Here is a 14,952-nt window from a genome sequence, read left to right as displayed (position 1 = left end):
AGTGGCGAGGTGGTTGGCGAGGCCGCCGATGGTCGGGGCGTAGCTGGCCATGGGCCTGGCGACACCGGGAGCGGGAGCCGCCGTGGCGGCGGCGATGGCGGGAGCCGCTTCCCTGCACGCCCCGGCCGGGTTCTTCAACGACCAGGGAGGCTTCGAGTTCCCGGCCCTGCTGGGCTTCTCAGCGGCTGCGATCGCCGTGGCGGGCCCCGGCCGCTTCTCCCTGGACCACGTCCTCGAGCACCGCCTCAACCGGACCTGGATGCTCGGAGTGACCTTCGCCGCCGCCGCTGTGGCGGCCGGCGCGGTCGTCTCGCAGCGGCTGCGGGGTCAGCGCGAAGAGGGCCCGGAAGCTTCGGAAGGCGCCGACTCCTCGCCGGCCTCCGCTGCTGCCTGACGCACCTCTTCCATGTCCAGCCCGCGGGCCTGACCGATCAGGTCCTCCAGCGCGGACTCCGGCAGAGCTCCGGGCTGGGCGAACACCACGACGCGGTCGCGGATGATCATCAGCGTCGGGATCGACTGGATCTCGAACGCGGCGGCCAGCTCCTGCTCCGCCTCGGTGTCCACCTTGGCGAAGGTCAGGTCCGAGTGGCGTTCGGCTGCCGACTCGTAGACGGGCGCGAACTGCCGGCAGGGACCGCACCAACTCGCCCAGAAGTCGATCAGTACGAAGCCGTCGTCAGCGACGACGTCGTCGAAGTTGTCCTTGGTGAGCTCCGTGGTGCTCATTTGCTCTCCTGCTGTTGAAGGCTGTCCTGGACCGGGGCACGGCCCGAATCGGTCCCGACGGCTGTGCGCGCCGGGAGTCCCGGGTCGCGTTCCCACGGTGCCACGTTGTGTAAACCGGTGGTGCGGCTCCGATGTTCCCGGGGAACAGGTGTGGCCCCGTGAGACGGGTGTGCAGGGTGCCGGTCGGCGGCGGAGGCGAGGCGTGCCCGTTCTCTTGACCGTGGCCCGACAATCTATAAAGTCTAGACTAATGGCGAGCGTGTAACGGGTCCCCCAGCTCGCGGCTGCCCGGTGCTCTCGGGTGGCTGGTCCTCGCCGCTGGTGGAGCATGTCTTCACGCCGCCTCCGCGATCGACGAGGCCGTCCGGAAGGGTGCGCGGCGCGTCCGTGCCCGGCCCCCCTCCCCACCGCTTGCCGGCGGCCCGGACCGTTAAGGAGTGGCATGGACTTCAGGAAAAAGCTTGCCGCGGGAATCGGGGCGGGGGTCGCGCCCCTGCTCGTCCTCACGCTGCCAGCGGGCCAGGCGTACGCGCACGGCTACGTGGACTCACCGCCGAGCAGGCAGGCGCAGTGCGCCGCCGGCACCGTCGACTGCGGCCCCATCAAGTGGGAGCCGCAGAGCGTCGAGGGCCCCAAGGGGCTGACCAGTTGCAGCGGCGGCAACTCGCAGTTCGCCGAGCTCGACGACGACAGCAAGGGCTGGACCGTCACGCCCGTCGGAAGCTCGACGAGCTTCAAGTGGCGGCTGACCGCACGGCACTCCACGAGCACGTGGCAGTACTTCGTGGGCGGTTCGAAGATCGCGGAGTTCGACGACGGTGGTGCGCAGCCCGGAGAGACGGTCACTCACCAGGTCGACTTCGGCGGTCTGAGCGGCAAGCAGAAGGTGCTCGCCGTCTGGAACATCGCCGACACCGCCAATGCCTTCTACGCCTGCGTGGACGTCAACATCGGAGGCTAGCCGGCCTTGCCTGTCCACCCCTGCGCCGCCGGAGCCCCGCTCCGGCGGCGCTGCGGTGTCCGCCCTCTGTGGCCCCAGCCCTCATCGGTCGTCCCCTGTCGCGCGCACCATGGAATACGCGGGCATGGGAGACTGTTCCGAGGGTTGTAGTTCAACAGTGAACTAATTTTGAGAGGGTGAGTTTGGTGCAGTTCGGGATCTTCACCGTCGGGGACGTCACGACAGACCCCACCGACGGCCGGACACCGAGTGAGCACGAGCGGATCAAGTCGATGGTCGCCATCGCGCACAAGGCGGAGGAGGTCGGGCTCGACGTCTTCGCCACCGGCGAGCACCACAACCCGCCGTTCGTACCCTCCTCGCCCACCACGATGCTCGGGCACATCGCGGCGCGCACCGAGCGGCTCATCCTCTCGACGTCCACGACCCTGATCACCACGAACGACCCGGTCAAGATCGCCGAGGACTTCGCGATGCTTCAGCACCTGGCCGACGGCCGGGTCGACCTGATGATGGGGCGTGGCAACACCGGCCCGGTCTATCCCTGGTTCGGGCAGGACATCCGCCAGGGCATTCCACTGGCGATCGAGAACTACGCACTGCTCCACGAGCTGTGGCGCAAGGACGTGGTCGACTGGGAGGGGCGGTTCCGTACGCCTCTGCAGAGCTTCACCTCGACGCCCCGTCCGCTGGACGGTGTGCCGCCCTTCGTCTGGCACGGCTCCATCCGGAGCCCGGAGATCGCGGAACAGGCCGCCTACTACGGCGACGGCTTCTTCGCGAACAACATCTTCTGGCCCAAGGAGCACTACATGAAGCTGATCGGGCTGTACCGCCAGCGGTACGCGCACTACGGGCACGGCACGCCGGAGCAGGCGATCGTGGGGCTCGGCGGGCAGGCGTTCATGCGCAAGAACTCGCAGGACGCGGTGCGCGAGTTCCGCCCCTACTTCGACAACGCGCCCGTCTACGGCCACGGCCCCTCGCTCGAGGAGTTCACCGAGCAGACGCCGCTGACCGTGGGCAGCCCGCAGGAAGTCATCGACAAGACACTCACCTTCCGTGAGTCGTTCGGGGACTACCAGCGGCAGTTGTTCCTCATGGACCACGCGGGGCTGCCGCTCAAGACCGTGCTGGAGCAGCTGGACATCCTCGGGGAGGAGGTCGTGCCCGTGCTGCGCCGGGAGTTCGCGAAGGACCGCCCCGCAGGGGTGCCCGACGCTCCCACGCACGAGTCACTGCTCGCCCGCAGCCGTGAAGACGCCGAAGCAGCCGATGCCGGCTGAACTCGAGGAGAGGCAAGGAGAGATGGAGCCGTTGAAGATCGTGGCGGTCTCGGCCGGGCTGAGCCAGCCGTCCTCCACGCGGATGCTGGCGGACCGGCTGGCCGAGGCGGCCAGGCGGCATGTCCAGGAGACGGAGCAAGACACCGAGGGCGGACGTCCGGTCGAGGTCGAGGTCCTCGAACTGCGGGGCCTGGCCTCGGAGATCGCCAACAACATGGTGACCGGCTTCCCCGGTACGGCACTGAGCCGGGCGCTCGACGCGGTCGCCGCGGCGGACGGCCTCGTCGCGGTCACGCCCGTCTTCAGCGCCTCCTACAGCGGGCTGTTCAAGTCCTTCTTCGACGTGATCGAGCCCGCCGCGCTGAAGGGCAAGCCGGTGCTCATCGCGGCCACGGGCGGTACGGCTCGGCACTCGCTGGCCCTTGAACACGCAATGCGCCCGCTCTTCTCGTACCTGCGGGCGATCGTCGTACCCACCGCGGTCTTCGCGGCCTCGGAGGACTGGGGCGGCGGTGAGGCCGGCACGGACGGGCTCGCCGACCGGATCGGGCGCGCGGCAGGCGAGTTGGGGGACCTGTTGCTGCGCCGTCCGTACACCGCTCCAGTCGCGGAGGAGTTGGTTCCCTTCGAGGAGCAACTGGCAGCTGTGCGCGCCGGTTGATCTGATTCCGAGCAATCCGTTCCGGCGCATTGTGGCCGGTGGTACGGGGTGAAATGCTCTTCGGGCAGTTACCGGGAAGTAGCCTTACCGAGGAGCACCCGTGAATGGCACACACCCCCACACCCCCCACGACCCGCCGTCCACTCCGGAGGAGAACCCACCGCCTTCGGACGGACACAGAAGCCGCCGCACCGTCCTTCGCGCCGGTGCGGCGGTGGCAGGTCTCGGCATAGCCGGAATCACTCCGAGCGCTCAGGCGACGATGGCCGCCCCCGCCGGAAAGTCCGCCGCGGCCGGGGACTACCTCGTCGGCCGTGGCGTCGCCGACGCCACCGGAGAGATCGCCGAAGTCGGCATGATGGGCTACGGCCGCGTCGACCAGCAGGCACAAGGCCTGCACACCCGGCTGCGCGCCCGCGCCTTCGTCTTCGCCGACAAGGCGACCGACGAGCGGGTCCTGTACGTCGTCGTCGACACGGCGATGATCTTCGAGAGCGTCCACCAGGCCGTACTCAAGAGGCTCTCCGAGAAGTACGGCGAGCTCTACACGCACCGCAACGTCATGATCACCGCCACCCACACCCACTGCGGGCCGGGCGGCTCATCGCACCACCTGCTCTACAACGTCACCACGCTGGGCTTCCACGAGAAGACCTTCAAGGCGCTCACCGACGGCATCGTCGAGGCCGTCGGCCGCGCGCACGACGACGTCGCCCCCGCCGAACTGACGCTCACACACGGCGAATTGAAGGGTGCCAACGCCAACAGGTCGCGCGACGCCTTCGAGCGCAACCCCTCGGACGTGCGCAGTCACTTCCCCGACGCCGTCGACACGCAGACGTCGCTGCTGCGCATCGAGCGCGACGGACGCGCCGTCGGTGCCGTCAACTGGTTCGCGACGCACGGCACGAGCATGTCCGGCGAGAACAGGCTCATCAGCGCGGACAACAAGGGCTTCGCCGCCTACCACTGGGAGCGGGAGGTCGAGGGTGCGGACTACCTCACCGACACCGCCCCCGACTTCATCTCCGCGTTCGCGCAGACCAACGCCGGCGACATGTCCCCGAACCTGGACCTCAAGCCGCCCACGACTCCCGCCGACTTCGAGAGCACCCGCAAGAACGGACTCAGCCAGTTCGAGGCCGCGGCACGCCAACTCGACCAGCGGGGAACGAAGATGGCGGGCGGTGTCGACGCCAGGCTCGTCTACATCGACCTCTCCGACGTGACGGTGGACGCGAAGTACACGGGCGACGGGAAGTCCCACAAGACCTCCAAGCCCTCTATCGGCGCGTCGATGGCGGCCGGGAGCCTGGAGGACGGCCCGGCCTTCCCGGGCTTCAAGGAGGGGGAGAACCCCTTCTGGGACGCCATCTCCGACTCGATCATCTACGAGGCGTCACCCGAACTCCGTGAGGCGCAGGCCCCGAAGGACATCTTCGCCCCCGTCGGCGCGATGAACAGCATCTACCCGTGGGTGCAGGAGCAGGTGCCCGTACAGCTGCTGCGCATCGGGCAGTTGTACCTGATCGGCGTGCCGGGCGAGGTGACCATCGCCGCCGGCCTGCTGCTGCGCCGGACGGTCGCCGAGACGGTAGGGGCGGAGCTGCGGGACGTCCTCGTCGCCGGCTACGCCAACTCCTACTTCCACTACCTCACCACGCCCGACGAGTACGACTCCCAGCAGTACGAAGGCGGGAGCACCCTGTTCGGACGATGGCAACTGCCCGCCGTCCAGCAGACGGCCGCGCAGCTGGCGACGGCCATGAAGGAGGGCAAGAGCCTGCCGATCGGTCCCGTGGCTCCGGACATCTCCGGGAAGACGATCTCGCTGCAGCCGCCGATCGTGCTGGACGCGCCGCCCCTGCAGCACGAGTTCGGCGATGTCCTCACTGCGCCGCGTTCCAACTACCGGGCGGGGGAGCGGGTCACGGTGGTCTTCGCGGGCGCCCACCCCGGCAACGTGCTCAAGCGCGGCGGGACGCATCTGCGGGTGGAGCGGAAGGACGGCGGCGAGTGGCGCACCGTCGCCGACGACGGCGACTGGTCGACCACCTTCCGCTGGGAGCGCTACGGGGTCGCGGCCTCGAAGGTGACGGTCACCTGGGACGTCCCCGCGGGGACCGCCGCCGGTGAGTACCGCCTCAGCTACGAGGGCGACGCAAAACCGCTGGCGGGCGACCCGAAAGCCATCTCCGGAACCAGTCCTGGTTTCTCCGTGAGTGGCTGACGGGCGCCCGCCGAGGCGGTCGGGTCGTGCTCTTTACTGCTCGGCCTGGCCGCCTTCCTCGGCGGCGCCTCCTGCACCGATCTCGGCGCCGGTGGCCTCGAGGGCCGTCGTGACCGGCTGGAAGAAGGTCTCGCCGCCCTGCGTGCAGTCGCCGCTGCCGCCGGAGGTAAGACCGACTGCCTTGTCCTCGGAGAACATCGCACCGCCGCTGTCGCCGGGCTCGGCGCACACGGTGGTCTGGATGAGCCCGTTGACGATGTCGCCGCCGCCGTAGTTGACGGTGGCGTCGAGGCCGGTGACCTCTCCGTCGGTCACGCCGGTCGTGCTGCCACTGCGCTGCACCTGCATGCCCACGGCTGCCTCGGCGGCACCTGTGATCTCCTGCGTGCCGCCCTGTCCCTGGCCCAGCGGGTCGAGGTTCACGGCGCTCTGCGGCTGAGCCTGCGCGTCGTCGTAGCTGAGGATCGCGAAGTCGCTCTCCGGGAACTGGGAGTCGGTGACGGTGCCGAGGGCTTCCGCCCCGGCCTCGTCGGCCGTCCAGGCCTCCGCCGCGTTGCCGCAGTGCCCGGCTGTGAGGAAGGCGGGCGCACCGTCGACCGTCACGTTGAAGCCGAGTGAGCAGCGGGTGCCCGCTGCGAAGATGGCGTCGCCGCCGAGTACGCCTTCGGCAGCCTGGCCGTCGCCTGCGCCACCGGCTTCCTCGCCGGCGCCTCCGGCTTCCTCGCCGGCACCGCCCGCCTCTTCGCCTGCGCCTCCGGCTTCTTCACCGGCGCCTCCGGCGCCCTGTTCGCCGCCGCCCTGCTCGTCGCCACCGCCGCCGGACTGGTTGCCGCCGTGGAAGGGCTTGAACTCGCCGCTGGAGCGCTTGACGGTCAGCATGCCGTCATTGCTCGCGGCAGTGTCGTTGAGGCTGCCCCAGCCGTCGCTGTCGACTGTCTTGTCAGCGAGCACGGTGACCTTGTTGGTACGGGGGTCGACCGACCAGGCCGTGCCTGCGACCGCGGCGTCGCCCGCGAGCGTGTCCGAGACCTTCTTCAGCTCCGCTTTGGAGTTGGGGACGATTCTGGCGGTCGCCCCGCTCTGCTCGACCCGGTCAGCAGTCGCCTTGTCGAGGACGTTCATGACCAGACGGTTCTTGGACTTGCCGTCCAGGAACCAGCCCGCCGTGCTGCTGCCGTTCTCGTCCGCGAGCTTCGTGCCCATCAGGGCGGCCGCCTCGGCCGTCTTGGGCCCGGGGCGGGGCTGCTGCTCCTGACCGGCGTTCGCGTACGGGAGCAGAATTGCGGCACCGGCCAGCGCCGCGGCGCTGGCTCCGGCTATCACATAGGCTCGTTTTCTGTCCTTGCGTCGATGGCTCAACTCACTGACCTCCCCTGGGTGGTGGGCCAGCCCCTCTGCCGACCCGGCGCAGTGGCACGCCATGACCCACAGAGGTACTCCCTTGTCTCGCTTCGGTGTCGAGAGCACTCAATGTCCGTGAGTTTCCTACGGCGGGAACGGTGAGGCGGTAGGGTCAGCGGGTTCCAGCGGTGAACGGGCGGACAGCCACCGGACCGCACGGGGGAACACGCACTGCGAACCACGTCTGAACTGCCCCTTCATCACAGCCTGTTGGTGAAACGGGGGGTCGGTGCGGCAAGCGGTGTACCGGGGAGTACCGTGCTGTCCTCGCACGACATCCGCTCTGCTCAGCTTCCATCATCAGAGGGAGATCATGTCCGCTATTCGCCAGAGATGGCACCGTTCCGCCGCTGTCGTCGCGACCGGCGTTGCCGCTCTCGTCGGCACCGGGATATTCGTCGCGTCCCCCGCTTCCGCCCACAAGCCGGGCTGGGAGGTGGACTGCTACGCGGTGTCGGTCAACCTGACCAACTACAACGAGAACGTCCCGAACACCATCTCCATCGAGGCCGGCGGCAAGCCCGTCCTCACGGAGCAGAAGTTCGGCCGCGAGTTCAGCAAGAAGATCGACCTGCCGAAGCACAAGTCCCCGCTCGAGGTGCACCTGGTCGTCAAGGCCGGTGACGGTGAGCAGCACTCGCGCGACGAGAAGAAGATGTCGCCCGTGTGCGAGGAGACGCCTTCCTCGCCCGCCCCCTCGCCCAGCGAGTCCAGCAGCGAGGCCCCGGCGCCGTCCGAGAAGCCCAGCAGCGCCCCCAAGCCCGAGGGTGGCAGCGACGACCTCGCCGAGACCGGTGCCTCCAGCGCCACCCCGATGATCGCCGGTGCCGCCGGTGTCGTCCTGGCCGCCGGCGCGGGCCTCGTGTTCGTCTCGCGCAAGCGTCGCTCCGCGCAGGACTGAGGGAACTCCTCCCGCATTCTGTGAGCACAGCCGGCAGGGGTCCGGCAGCCGGTTTCCGGCTGCCGGACCCCTGTTGCGTTCCCGGGAGCGCGATCCGCCTCCGCTGCGGGCCTCATCGAGCCCTGTACGTGCCGCAGTTGAGCCCGCTGTTCAGACCGCGGCGACGGCCTTGTCGCCCGTCCGGTCCTCGACGGGTGAACGTTCGTCGAAGTTGGGCTTCTTGAGCAGCAGCAGCATGCAGCCCAGCGTGAGGGCCACCTGGAATACCGCGTAGCAGATCACCGCCGTGATCGAGCCCGTACGGTTGAGCAGGAACTGCCCGATGACCGGGGTGGTGCCGCCCAGAAGCGTCCCGCACAGCTGGTAGCAAAGCGAGATTCCCGTGTAGCGGACATGGGCGGGGAAGCGGCTGGCGAGGATGCCCGCGAGCGCCGCGTAGTAGAGGCAGTGCGGGATGGTCGCGACGGAGACGCCGAGCATGGCGAGCCCGTAGTTCTCGGTGCTGATCAGCATGAACATCAGCGGCATCAGCACCAGTTCGGGCAGCAGCATCACACTGACGGCGCGCGACCAGCTGCGCATGCGCGTCGCGAGGACCGCGCCGAAGGGCTGCACGACGATCTGCGTGATGTTCGCGACCAGGATGATCGTGAGGAACGAACTCCGGTCGAAATCAAGGCTCGAAGTGGCCCACGAGAGCGCGAACGTCGACTTGAAGTAGGTCGCCGAGAGGCCGATGGTGCAGGCGCCGATGCCCAGCGCGATCAGACCAGGGTAGGAGCGCACCACCTCCGACAGCGGCAGCTTCGCGACCTTCTTCTTCTCGATCAGCCGGGCCATGGCGGGAGATTCGGTGACCCTCAGCCGCAGGAAGAGGCCGACGACGACGAGCGCGGCGGAGGCGAGGAAGGGTATCCGCCAGCCCCAGCCGATGAAGTCCGCCTCGGGGAGCTGGCTGATGGCCAGGAACGCCACCGTGCTCAGGGTGTTGCCGACCGGCGAGCCCTGCTGGGCGAACGCACCGTAGAGGATCGACTTGCCCTTCGGTGCGTGCTCGGAGGCGATCAGCACCGAACCGCCCCACTCGCCGCCCAGCCCGATGCCCTGGATCATGCGGATCGCCACGAGTGCGACGGGGGCGGCGACTCCGATGGTGTCGTACCCCGGCAGCACGCCGATCAGCGTGGTGGAGACGCCCATCAGCAGCAGCGTGATGATCAGGGTCTTCTTCCGTCCGAGGCGGTCGCCGAAGTGGCCGAAGACGATGCCGCCCAGCGGCCGGGCGAGGAAGCCGACCCAGAAGGTCGCGAACGCGACGAGGGTGCCGATGGAGCCTTCGAGTTCGGGGAAGAAGACGTCGTCGAAGACGAGGGCTGAGGCGGTCCCGTAGATGTAGAAGTCGAACCACTCGATCGTCGAGCCGATGAAGGCTCCGAATCCGGCGCGGTTCGCGGTCTTTCTGTGTTGTTCCTGAGTGAGGGGCGCACTCATGCGGCGGCTCCGAGGGGCGTAGCGGGGGAGAAGCGGTGTCCCGGCGCGCTCGCGCTGAGGGGATTCCGGTAACCGTGCCAGCCAGGACCAAGACCGGTCCAATACCGAATACCTGGCACAGTGAGACGGCCCGCATATCAATGCGGGCCGTCCCGCTCCCCGCCCGTCTCTCAGGCGGCGACGCGCTCGAAGAGGGCGGCCAGCCCCTGCCCGCCCCCGATGCACATCGTCTCCAGCCCGTAGCGGGCCTGGGTGCGGTGCATGTGATGCGTCAGCGTCGTGAGGATGCGAGCCCCCGTCGCGCCCACAGGGTGCCCCAGGGAGATGCCGGATCCGCAGGTGTTGATCCGCTGCTCGTGGTCGGTCTCCGTAAGGCCCAACTCGCGTGTGCAGGCGAGCACTTGGGCGGCGAAGGCCTCGTTCAGCTCGATGAGGTCGACATCCGCCAGGGTGACGTCCGCCCGCTCCAGCGCGGCTCGGGTCGCCTCCACCGGCCCGATCCCCATCGTCTTCGCCGCGACGCCGGTACGGGCGAAGGAGACCAGCCGGACCAGCGGCGTCAGGCCCAACTGCTCGGCCTTGTCGGCGGTGGTGACCAGGCAGGCGGCGGCCGCGTCGTTCTGGCCGCTGGCGTTGCCGGCGGTGACCGTGGCCTCCGGGTCGTTCTTGCCCATCACCGGCCGCAGCGCGGCGAGTTGCTCGGCGGTGGTGTCGGGGCGCGGGTGTTCGTCGTCGGCGACGACGTCCTCGCCCTTGCGGGTGCGCACGGTCACCGGAGCGATCTCCTCGGCGAACCAGCCCATCTCCATCGCGTGAGCCGCCCGCTGCTGCGAGCGCAGGGCCAGCGCGTCCTGGTCGGCGCGGCTGATGCCGTACTCACGCCGGAGGTTCTCCGCCGTCTCGATCATGCCGCCGGGCACCGGGTGGTTCTCGCCGCCCGCGGTGACCCGGCCGCGCGCCAGGGAGTCGTGCAGCTGGAGCCCAGGGCCCTTGATGCCCCAGCGGCCCTCGTGCGTGTAGTAGGGCGCGGCGCTCATCACGTCGACGCCGCCCGCGATCACGACCTCGCTGAAGCCCGCCCGTATCTGCATGGCCGCGTCCAGCACGGCCTGGAGCCCGGAGCCGCAGCGCCGGTCGATCTGGATGCCCGTCACCGACTCGGGAAGTCCCGCGTCCAGCGCCGCGACCCGGCCGATCGCCGGAGCCTCGGAGCTCGGGTAGGCGTGGCCGAGGATCACCTCGTCGATCTGCGCGCCGTCGAGGCCGCTGCGCGCGACGATCTCGGAGATGACGTGGGCGGCCAGCCCGGCGGGCCGCTGACCTGCCAGTGCACCGCCGAAGCGTCCGATGGGGGTGCGCAGCGGCAGACAGACGACGACATCGGGCTGAGCTGACATTTGGGACGGCCTTCTTTCCTGGAGTTGCTGGAGCTGCCGGGCTTACCGGGGTTGCCGGGGGGTGCCCGGGTTACTTGGGTCCTGTGGCTTGTGGGGCGCGGTCCCGCGGACCGTGTCCTTTCCGACGACCATTCCACCGCGCGATTTTCCGGTCCAATATCCGATTCGCCTCGGACTGATACGTCAGAGCACCTAATCCTCGGCATCCCCGGCATCCTCGGCCCGCGACGGCGTGGGCAGCGCGTCGGCGGCGACGTCCAGGACGCTGCGCAGCGCCGCCGACGGGTTGTCCGTACGCCAGGCCAATGCGGCCTGGAGCGTCACGGGCGGCCCCGTCAGCGGCCGGTAGACGAGCCCCGTCTGCTGGATGTGCATGCAGGAGGTGAGCGTCAGCGTCACGCCGACCCCCATCGCCACCAGCGCCAGGATCGTGTACGAGTCGGGCGCCTCCTGCACGATGCGGGGGTTGTGCCCGGCCGCCTCGCACGCCTGGACGGTCGCATCGCGCAGGCTCGACCCGGTGCGCGCGGGGAAGCTGACGAACGGCTCGTCCGCCAGGTCGGAGACGGCGATGCGACAGTTCTGTGCCAGCGGGTGGTCCGAGGGCAGCGCGCAGACCAGCTCCTCCTCGGCGATCACCCGGTACTCCACGCCGGGCTGTGTCACGGGCAGCCGTACGAAGCCCAGGTCCAAGCTGCCGTCCGCGATCCGTGCCAGCGCGCGGTTGGCGTAGGTCTGGCCGCGCATGACCAGCTCGATGCCGGGATGGGCCGCCCGTACGGCCCGGGTGAGCCGCGGCAGGCTCGCGTGGCTGGAGGCGCCGGCGAATCCGACGCTCACGCGCCCGTACTCGCCGCGGCCCGCGGCCTTGGCCACGCGCGTGGCGATGTCGAGGTCCTCCAGGACGGTCCGCACCGGCTTCAGGAACGCCTCACCGGCGCTGGTGAGGCGCACCGAGCGGGTGCTGCGCTCGAAGAGCTGGACGCCCAGCTCCTTCTCCAGCTGCCGGATCTGCTGGCTCAGCGGCGGCTGCGCCATCTGCAGCCGCTTGGCCGCGCGGCCGAAGTGCAACTCCTCGGCGACGGCGACGAAGGAGGTGAGATAGCGCAGTTCCACGAGGACCCCAGTGCCAGTTATAAGTCTTGCGTCTCAAACTGACCTTAATTCGGTATTGGACGCCAATCAATGGGTGGTGGGAGCGTAGAGCCGACCCCACACTGCCCTGCGCCCTGGCCGCACCGAGGAGATGCCGTGGAGACCGCCCGCGAGACCGAGCTGGACAAGACGACGACGATGCGGGAGGCCATCGCCGCCCATGTGCGTGACGGCGACACCGTCTCCCTCGAAGGCTTCACGCATCTGATACCCACGGCCGCGGGCCACGAGATCATCCGCCAGGGGCGCCGCGACCTGACCGTGGTGCGGATGACGGCCGACATCGTCGTCGACCAGATGCTGGCGGCCGGATGCGTCTCGAAACTGGTCTCCTCCTTCGTCGGCAACTCCTCCGCCGGTTCCCTCGGGGAACTGCGCCGCCGTGTGGAGAGCGCGGACCCCGAACCGCTCGTCTTCGAGGAGTACAGCCACTACGGGATGATCTGCCGCTACCTCGCGGGCGCACAGCGGCTGCCGTTCTATCCGCTGCGCAGCTATGGAGGCAGCGACCTGCCGCAGGTCAACACCGCGCTGCGCAAGGTCACTTCGCCCTACCCCGCACCCGACGGCGGCACCGAGGAGATCTACGTCGTGCCGCCCGTCAATCCGGACGTGACGATCGTGCACGCCCAGCGGGCGGACCGCGCCGGCAACACCCAGATCTGGGGCCTGACCGGCGTACAGGCCGAGGCCGTCTACGCCGCCCGCAAGGCCGTCGTCGTCGTGGAGGAGATCGTCGAGGACGAGGTCGTGCGCTCCGACCCGAACCGCACCGCGATCCCCGCTCACGCGGTGGACGCGGTCGTCCACTGCCCGCGCGGCGCCCATCCCTCCTTCGCCCAGGGCTACTACGACCGGGACAACGCCTTCTACCGCTCCTGGTCGGCGATCAGCAAGGACAAGGAGAAGCTGACGGCGTGGCTGGCCGAGTGGGTGCACGGCACCCGCGACCACGCCGAGTACGTCGACAAGCTCGGCGAGGAGTTCTGGGAGGGGCTCGCCGTGGGTGAGGCGTTGAGCCTGCCCGTCGACTACGGGCGCCGGCTGTGACGCCCGCCGGCGCACACCGCGGATCCCCGACACCCCTCCCACACGGAAGCGAGCCCCAGATGACCGCCGGCACAGTCACCTCCTCCGAACTCCTCTCCGTCGTCGCCTCGCGTGAACTGGCCGCCAGGCGCACGGTGTTCGCCGGGATCGGACTCCCCACCCTGGCAGCGTCCCTCGCCCATCTGACCGTCGCGCCCGAGCTGGAGATCGTCTACGAGTCCGGCGTGTGCGGGGCGCACCCCTCGCACCTCCCGGAGACCATCGCGGACGCCGTGCTCATCACCGGCGCGGAGGCGGTGCTGCCGATGCCGACCCTCTTCGGCTCGGTCCTCCAGGGCGGCCACATCGACGTCGGCTTCCTCGGCGCGGCGCAGATCGACAAGTGGGGCAACCTCAACTCCTCCGTCATCGGCGACTGGCACCACCCCAAGGCCCGGCTGCCCGGCTCGGGCGGGGCGAACGAGGTCATGGCCAACTCACGCGAGGTGTTCGTGGTCATGCGCCGCCACGACGTGCGCTCGTTCACCGAGGAGCTCGACTTCTGCACCTCACCCGGACCCGACCGCGCGCTGGCGGACGGCATCCGGCCGCTGGGTGCCGGAGTCACCCGCGTCATCACGGAGTTGGGCATCCTGGCCCGCGAAGGCGTCGGCGACGAACTGAAGCTGGCGGCGATGCACCCCGGCGTGACCGCCGAGGACGTACGGGCCTCCACGGGGTGGGACCTTCAGGTCTCCGGTGACCTGAGCGTCATCGAGCCCCCGTCGTCCGAGGAACTGGCCCTGCTGCGCGAGGATGTCGATCCCGAGCGCGTGTACCTGCGCTGACGGGAACGGTGGATCTGGCGGAGCGGAGGCTGGGGAGAGACATGCGCATCAGAGTCGTCGGTACCGGAGTCATGGGTCGCGGCATCGCCCAGTGGGCGGCCACGGCCGGCCACACGGTCGAACTGGCCGACGCACGCCCGGAGTCGGTCACCGAAGCCGTGGACTTCGTGCGGGGCATGCTGGAGCGGGCCGTGGCGAAGGGGAGGACGAGCAGCGCCGAAGCCGAGGCGGTGCTGGGGAGGCTGGTGCCCCTCGACTCGCCCGGCGCGGTACGCGAGCAGGCGCCCGGACTCGTCATCGAGGCCGTACGCGAGGACCTGGAGACGAAGGCGGCCCTCTTCACGGAACTGGCCGAAGTGCTGCCCGAGGACACGGTGTTCGCCACCAACACCTCTTCGCTTTCGGTCACGGAGATCGGTGCCCGCCTGCCCGACCCCGGCCGGCTCGCGGGGCTCCACTTCTTCAACCCCGTGCCCCTGATGAAGATCGCGGAGGTAGTGCCCGGAGCGGCCACGCGTGCCGGGATCCCGGCCGCCCTCGCCGAGTTCGTCGAGGGCTGCGGCCACCGCGCGGTGACCGTCGCCGACACCCCCGGATTCCTCGTCAACCACGCCGGGCGCGGGCTCGCCACCGAAGCACTGGCCCTGCTGGAGGAGTCCGTCGCCGCTCCGGCGGACCTCGACGCGATCGCGCGCGACGTACTGGGCCTGCGTATGGGCCCGTTCGAGCTCATGGACCTGACCGGCCTCGACGTCACCGCGTCCGTCATCGACACCATCTGGCGCGGCTTCCGCCACTCCGACAGGCTGCGCCCGTCGTACCTCACCGCGAACCGAGTCACCGCCGGGCTGCACGGCCGCAAG

At 69.5% G+C, this 14,952-nt stretch carries 14 protein-coding genes; 9 read left to right on the top strand and 5 right to left on the bottom strand.

What is annotated here, in order from left to right:
* Positions 1-49 precede the first annotated feature (49 nt).
* The gene (locus tag H5J26_RS20150; protein ID WP_181767311.1) at positions 50-394 is read left to right on the top strand and encodes a DoxX family protein; all 345 of its coding nucleotides are present in this window, start codon (positions 50-52) and stop codon (positions 392-394) included.
* On the opposite strand, the gene trxA is transcribed toward H5J26_RS20150, so the two are convergent.
* Positions 328-729 carry a thioredoxin gene (trxA, locus tag H5J26_RS20145; RefSeq protein WP_181767310.1) on the bottom strand — a complete coding sequence of 134 codons (402 nt, stop codon included), beginning with the start codon at positions 727-729 and terminating at the stop codon, positions 328-330. The two genes, H5J26_RS20150 and trxA, sit on opposite strands and share 67 nt — an antisense overlap.
* Before the next feature lie 442 nt (positions 730-1,171).
* On the opposite strand from trxA, the gene H5J26_RS20140 reads away from it, so the two are divergent.
* The 4 genes from H5J26_RS20140 (at position 1,172) to H5J26_RS20125 (ending at position 5,867) form a co-directional block, all read left to right on the top strand.
* Positions 1,172-1,690: a lytic polysaccharide monooxygenase auxiliary activity family 9 protein gene (locus tag H5J26_RS20140; protein WP_181767309.1), complete on the top strand. Its 519-nt coding sequence runs from the start codon at positions 1,172-1,174 to the stop codon at positions 1,688-1,690.
* A 185-nt stretch (positions 1,691-1,875) separates the two neighbouring features.
* Positions 1,876-2,976 carry an LLM class flavin-dependent oxidoreductase gene (locus tag H5J26_RS20135; protein WP_181767308.1) on the top strand — a complete coding sequence of 367 codons (1,101 nt, stop codon included), beginning with the start codon at positions 1,876-1,878 and terminating at the stop codon, positions 2,974-2,976.
* A 22-nt stretch (positions 2,977-2,998) separates the two neighbouring features.
* Positions 2,999-3,637, top strand: a complete 639-nt coding sequence (locus H5J26_RS20130; protein WP_181767307.1) for an FMN reductase — start codon at positions 2,999-3,001, stop codon at positions 3,635-3,637.
* A gap of 100 nt (positions 3,638-3,737) precedes the next feature.
* Positions 3,738-5,867: a neutral/alkaline ceramidase gene (locus tag H5J26_RS20125; RefSeq protein WP_309237991.1), complete on the top strand. Its 2,130-nt coding sequence runs from the start codon at positions 3,738-3,740 to the stop codon at positions 5,865-5,867.
* A 33-nt stretch (positions 5,868-5,900) separates the two neighbouring features.
* On the opposite strand, the gene H5J26_RS20120 is transcribed toward H5J26_RS20125, so the two are convergent.
* Positions 5,901-7,190 (bottom strand): S1 family peptidase, encoded by a 1,290-nt coding sequence (locus H5J26_RS20120; protein ID WP_309237990.1) that lies wholly within the window; start codon positions 7,188-7,190, stop codon positions 5,901-5,903.
* A gap of 391 nt (positions 7,191-7,581) precedes the next feature.
* On the opposite strand from H5J26_RS20120, the gene H5J26_RS20115 reads away from it, so the two are divergent.
* The gene (locus tag H5J26_RS20115) at positions 7,582-8,169 is read left to right on the top strand and encodes an LAETG motif-containing sortase-dependent surface protein (protein ID WP_181767305.1); all 588 of its coding nucleotides are present in this window, start codon (positions 7,582-7,584) and stop codon (positions 8,167-8,169) included.
* A 150-nt stretch (positions 8,170-8,319) separates the two neighbouring features.
* On the opposite strand, the gene H5J26_RS20110 is transcribed toward H5J26_RS20115, so the two are convergent.
* The 3 genes from H5J26_RS20110 to H5J26_RS20100 all read right to left on the bottom strand — a co-directional run bounded on the left by H5J26_RS20110 (position 8,320) and on the right by H5J26_RS20100 (position 12,173).
* Positions 8,320-9,660: an MFS transporter gene (locus tag H5J26_RS20110; RefSeq protein ID WP_181767304.1), complete on the bottom strand. Its 1,341-nt coding sequence runs from the start codon at positions 9,658-9,660 to the stop codon at positions 8,320-8,322.
* Between the two features lie 170 nt (positions 9,661-9,830).
* Positions 9,831-11,057 (bottom strand): acetyl-CoA C-acetyltransferase, encoded by a 1,227-nt coding sequence (locus tag H5J26_RS20105; RefSeq protein WP_181767303.1) that lies wholly within the window; start codon positions 11,055-11,057, stop codon positions 9,831-9,833.
* 192 nt (positions 11,058-11,249) lie between these two features.
* Positions 11,250-12,173: a LysR family transcriptional regulator gene (locus tag H5J26_RS20100; protein WP_181767302.1), complete on the bottom strand. Its 924-nt coding sequence runs from the start codon at positions 12,171-12,173 to the stop codon at positions 11,250-11,252.
* 177 nt (positions 12,174-12,350) lie between these two features.
* On the opposite strand from H5J26_RS20100, the gene H5J26_RS20095 reads away from it, so the two are divergent.
* The 3 genes from H5J26_RS20095 to H5J26_RS20085 all read left to right on the top strand — a co-directional run.
* Entirely contained in the window at positions 12,351-13,262 is a 912-nt protein-coding gene (locus H5J26_RS20095; protein ID WP_181767312.1) for a CoA transferase subunit A, read from the top strand.
* 59 nt (positions 13,263-13,321) lie between these two features.
* Positions 13,322-14,089 carry a CoA-transferase subunit beta gene (locus H5J26_RS20090; RefSeq protein ID WP_181767301.1) on the top strand — a complete coding sequence of 256 codons (768 nt, stop codon included), beginning with the start codon at positions 13,322-13,324 and terminating at the stop codon, positions 14,087-14,089.
* Positions 14,090-14,130: 41 nt separating this feature from the next.
* Positions 14,131-14,952 (top strand): 3-hydroxyacyl-CoA dehydrogenase NAD-binding domain-containing protein (locus H5J26_RS20085; RefSeq protein ID WP_235980844.1); only part of this gene is annotated, 822 nt, incomplete at its 3' end.

It is taken from the genome of Streptomyces albidus (ex Kaewkla and Franco 2022) (genome assembly GCF_013870515.1).
GTDB lineage: Bacteria > Actinomycetota > Actinomycetes > Streptomycetales > Streptomycetaceae > Streptomyces > Streptomyces albidus.
This window is presented reverse-complemented; position numbering and strand designations above follow the sequence as displayed.

Bases quoted from the DNA above. Each gene is read 5' to 3' on its own strand.
- H5J26_RS20110 (WP_181767304.1), bottom strand. From the start codon at position 9,660: ATGAGTGCGCCCCTCACTCAGGAACAACACAGAAAGACCGCGAACCGC.
- H5J26_RS20090 (WP_181767301.1), top strand. From the start codon at position 13,322: ATGACCGCCGGCACAGTCACCTCCTCCGAACTCCTCTCCGTCGTCGCC.
- H5J26_RS20095 (WP_181767312.1), top strand. From the start codon at position 12,351: ATGCGGGAGGCCATCGCCGCCCATGTGCGTGACGGCGACACCGTCTCC.
- trxA (WP_181767310.1), bottom strand. From the start codon at position 729: ATGAGCACCACGGAGCTCACCAAGGACAACTTCGACGACGTCGTCGCT.
- H5J26_RS20150 (WP_181767311.1), top strand. From the start codon at position 50: ATGGGCCTGGCGACACCGGGAGCGGGAGCCGCCGTGGCGGCGGCGATG.
- H5J26_RS20130 (WP_181767307.1), top strand. From the start codon at position 2,999: ATGGAGCCGTTGAAGATCGTGGCGGTCTCGGCCGGGCTGAGCCAGCCG.
- H5J26_RS20105 (WP_181767303.1), bottom strand. From the start codon at position 11,057: ATGTCAGCTCAGCCCGATGTCGTCGTCTGTCTGCCGCTGCGCACCCCC.
- H5J26_RS20115 (WP_181767305.1), top strand. From the start codon at position 7,582: ATGTCCGCTATTCGCCAGAGATGGCACCGTTCCGCCGCTGTCGTCGCG.
- H5J26_RS20140 (WP_181767309.1), top strand. From the start codon at position 1,172: ATGGACTTCAGGAAAAAGCTTGCCGCGGGAATCGGGGCGGGGGTCGCG.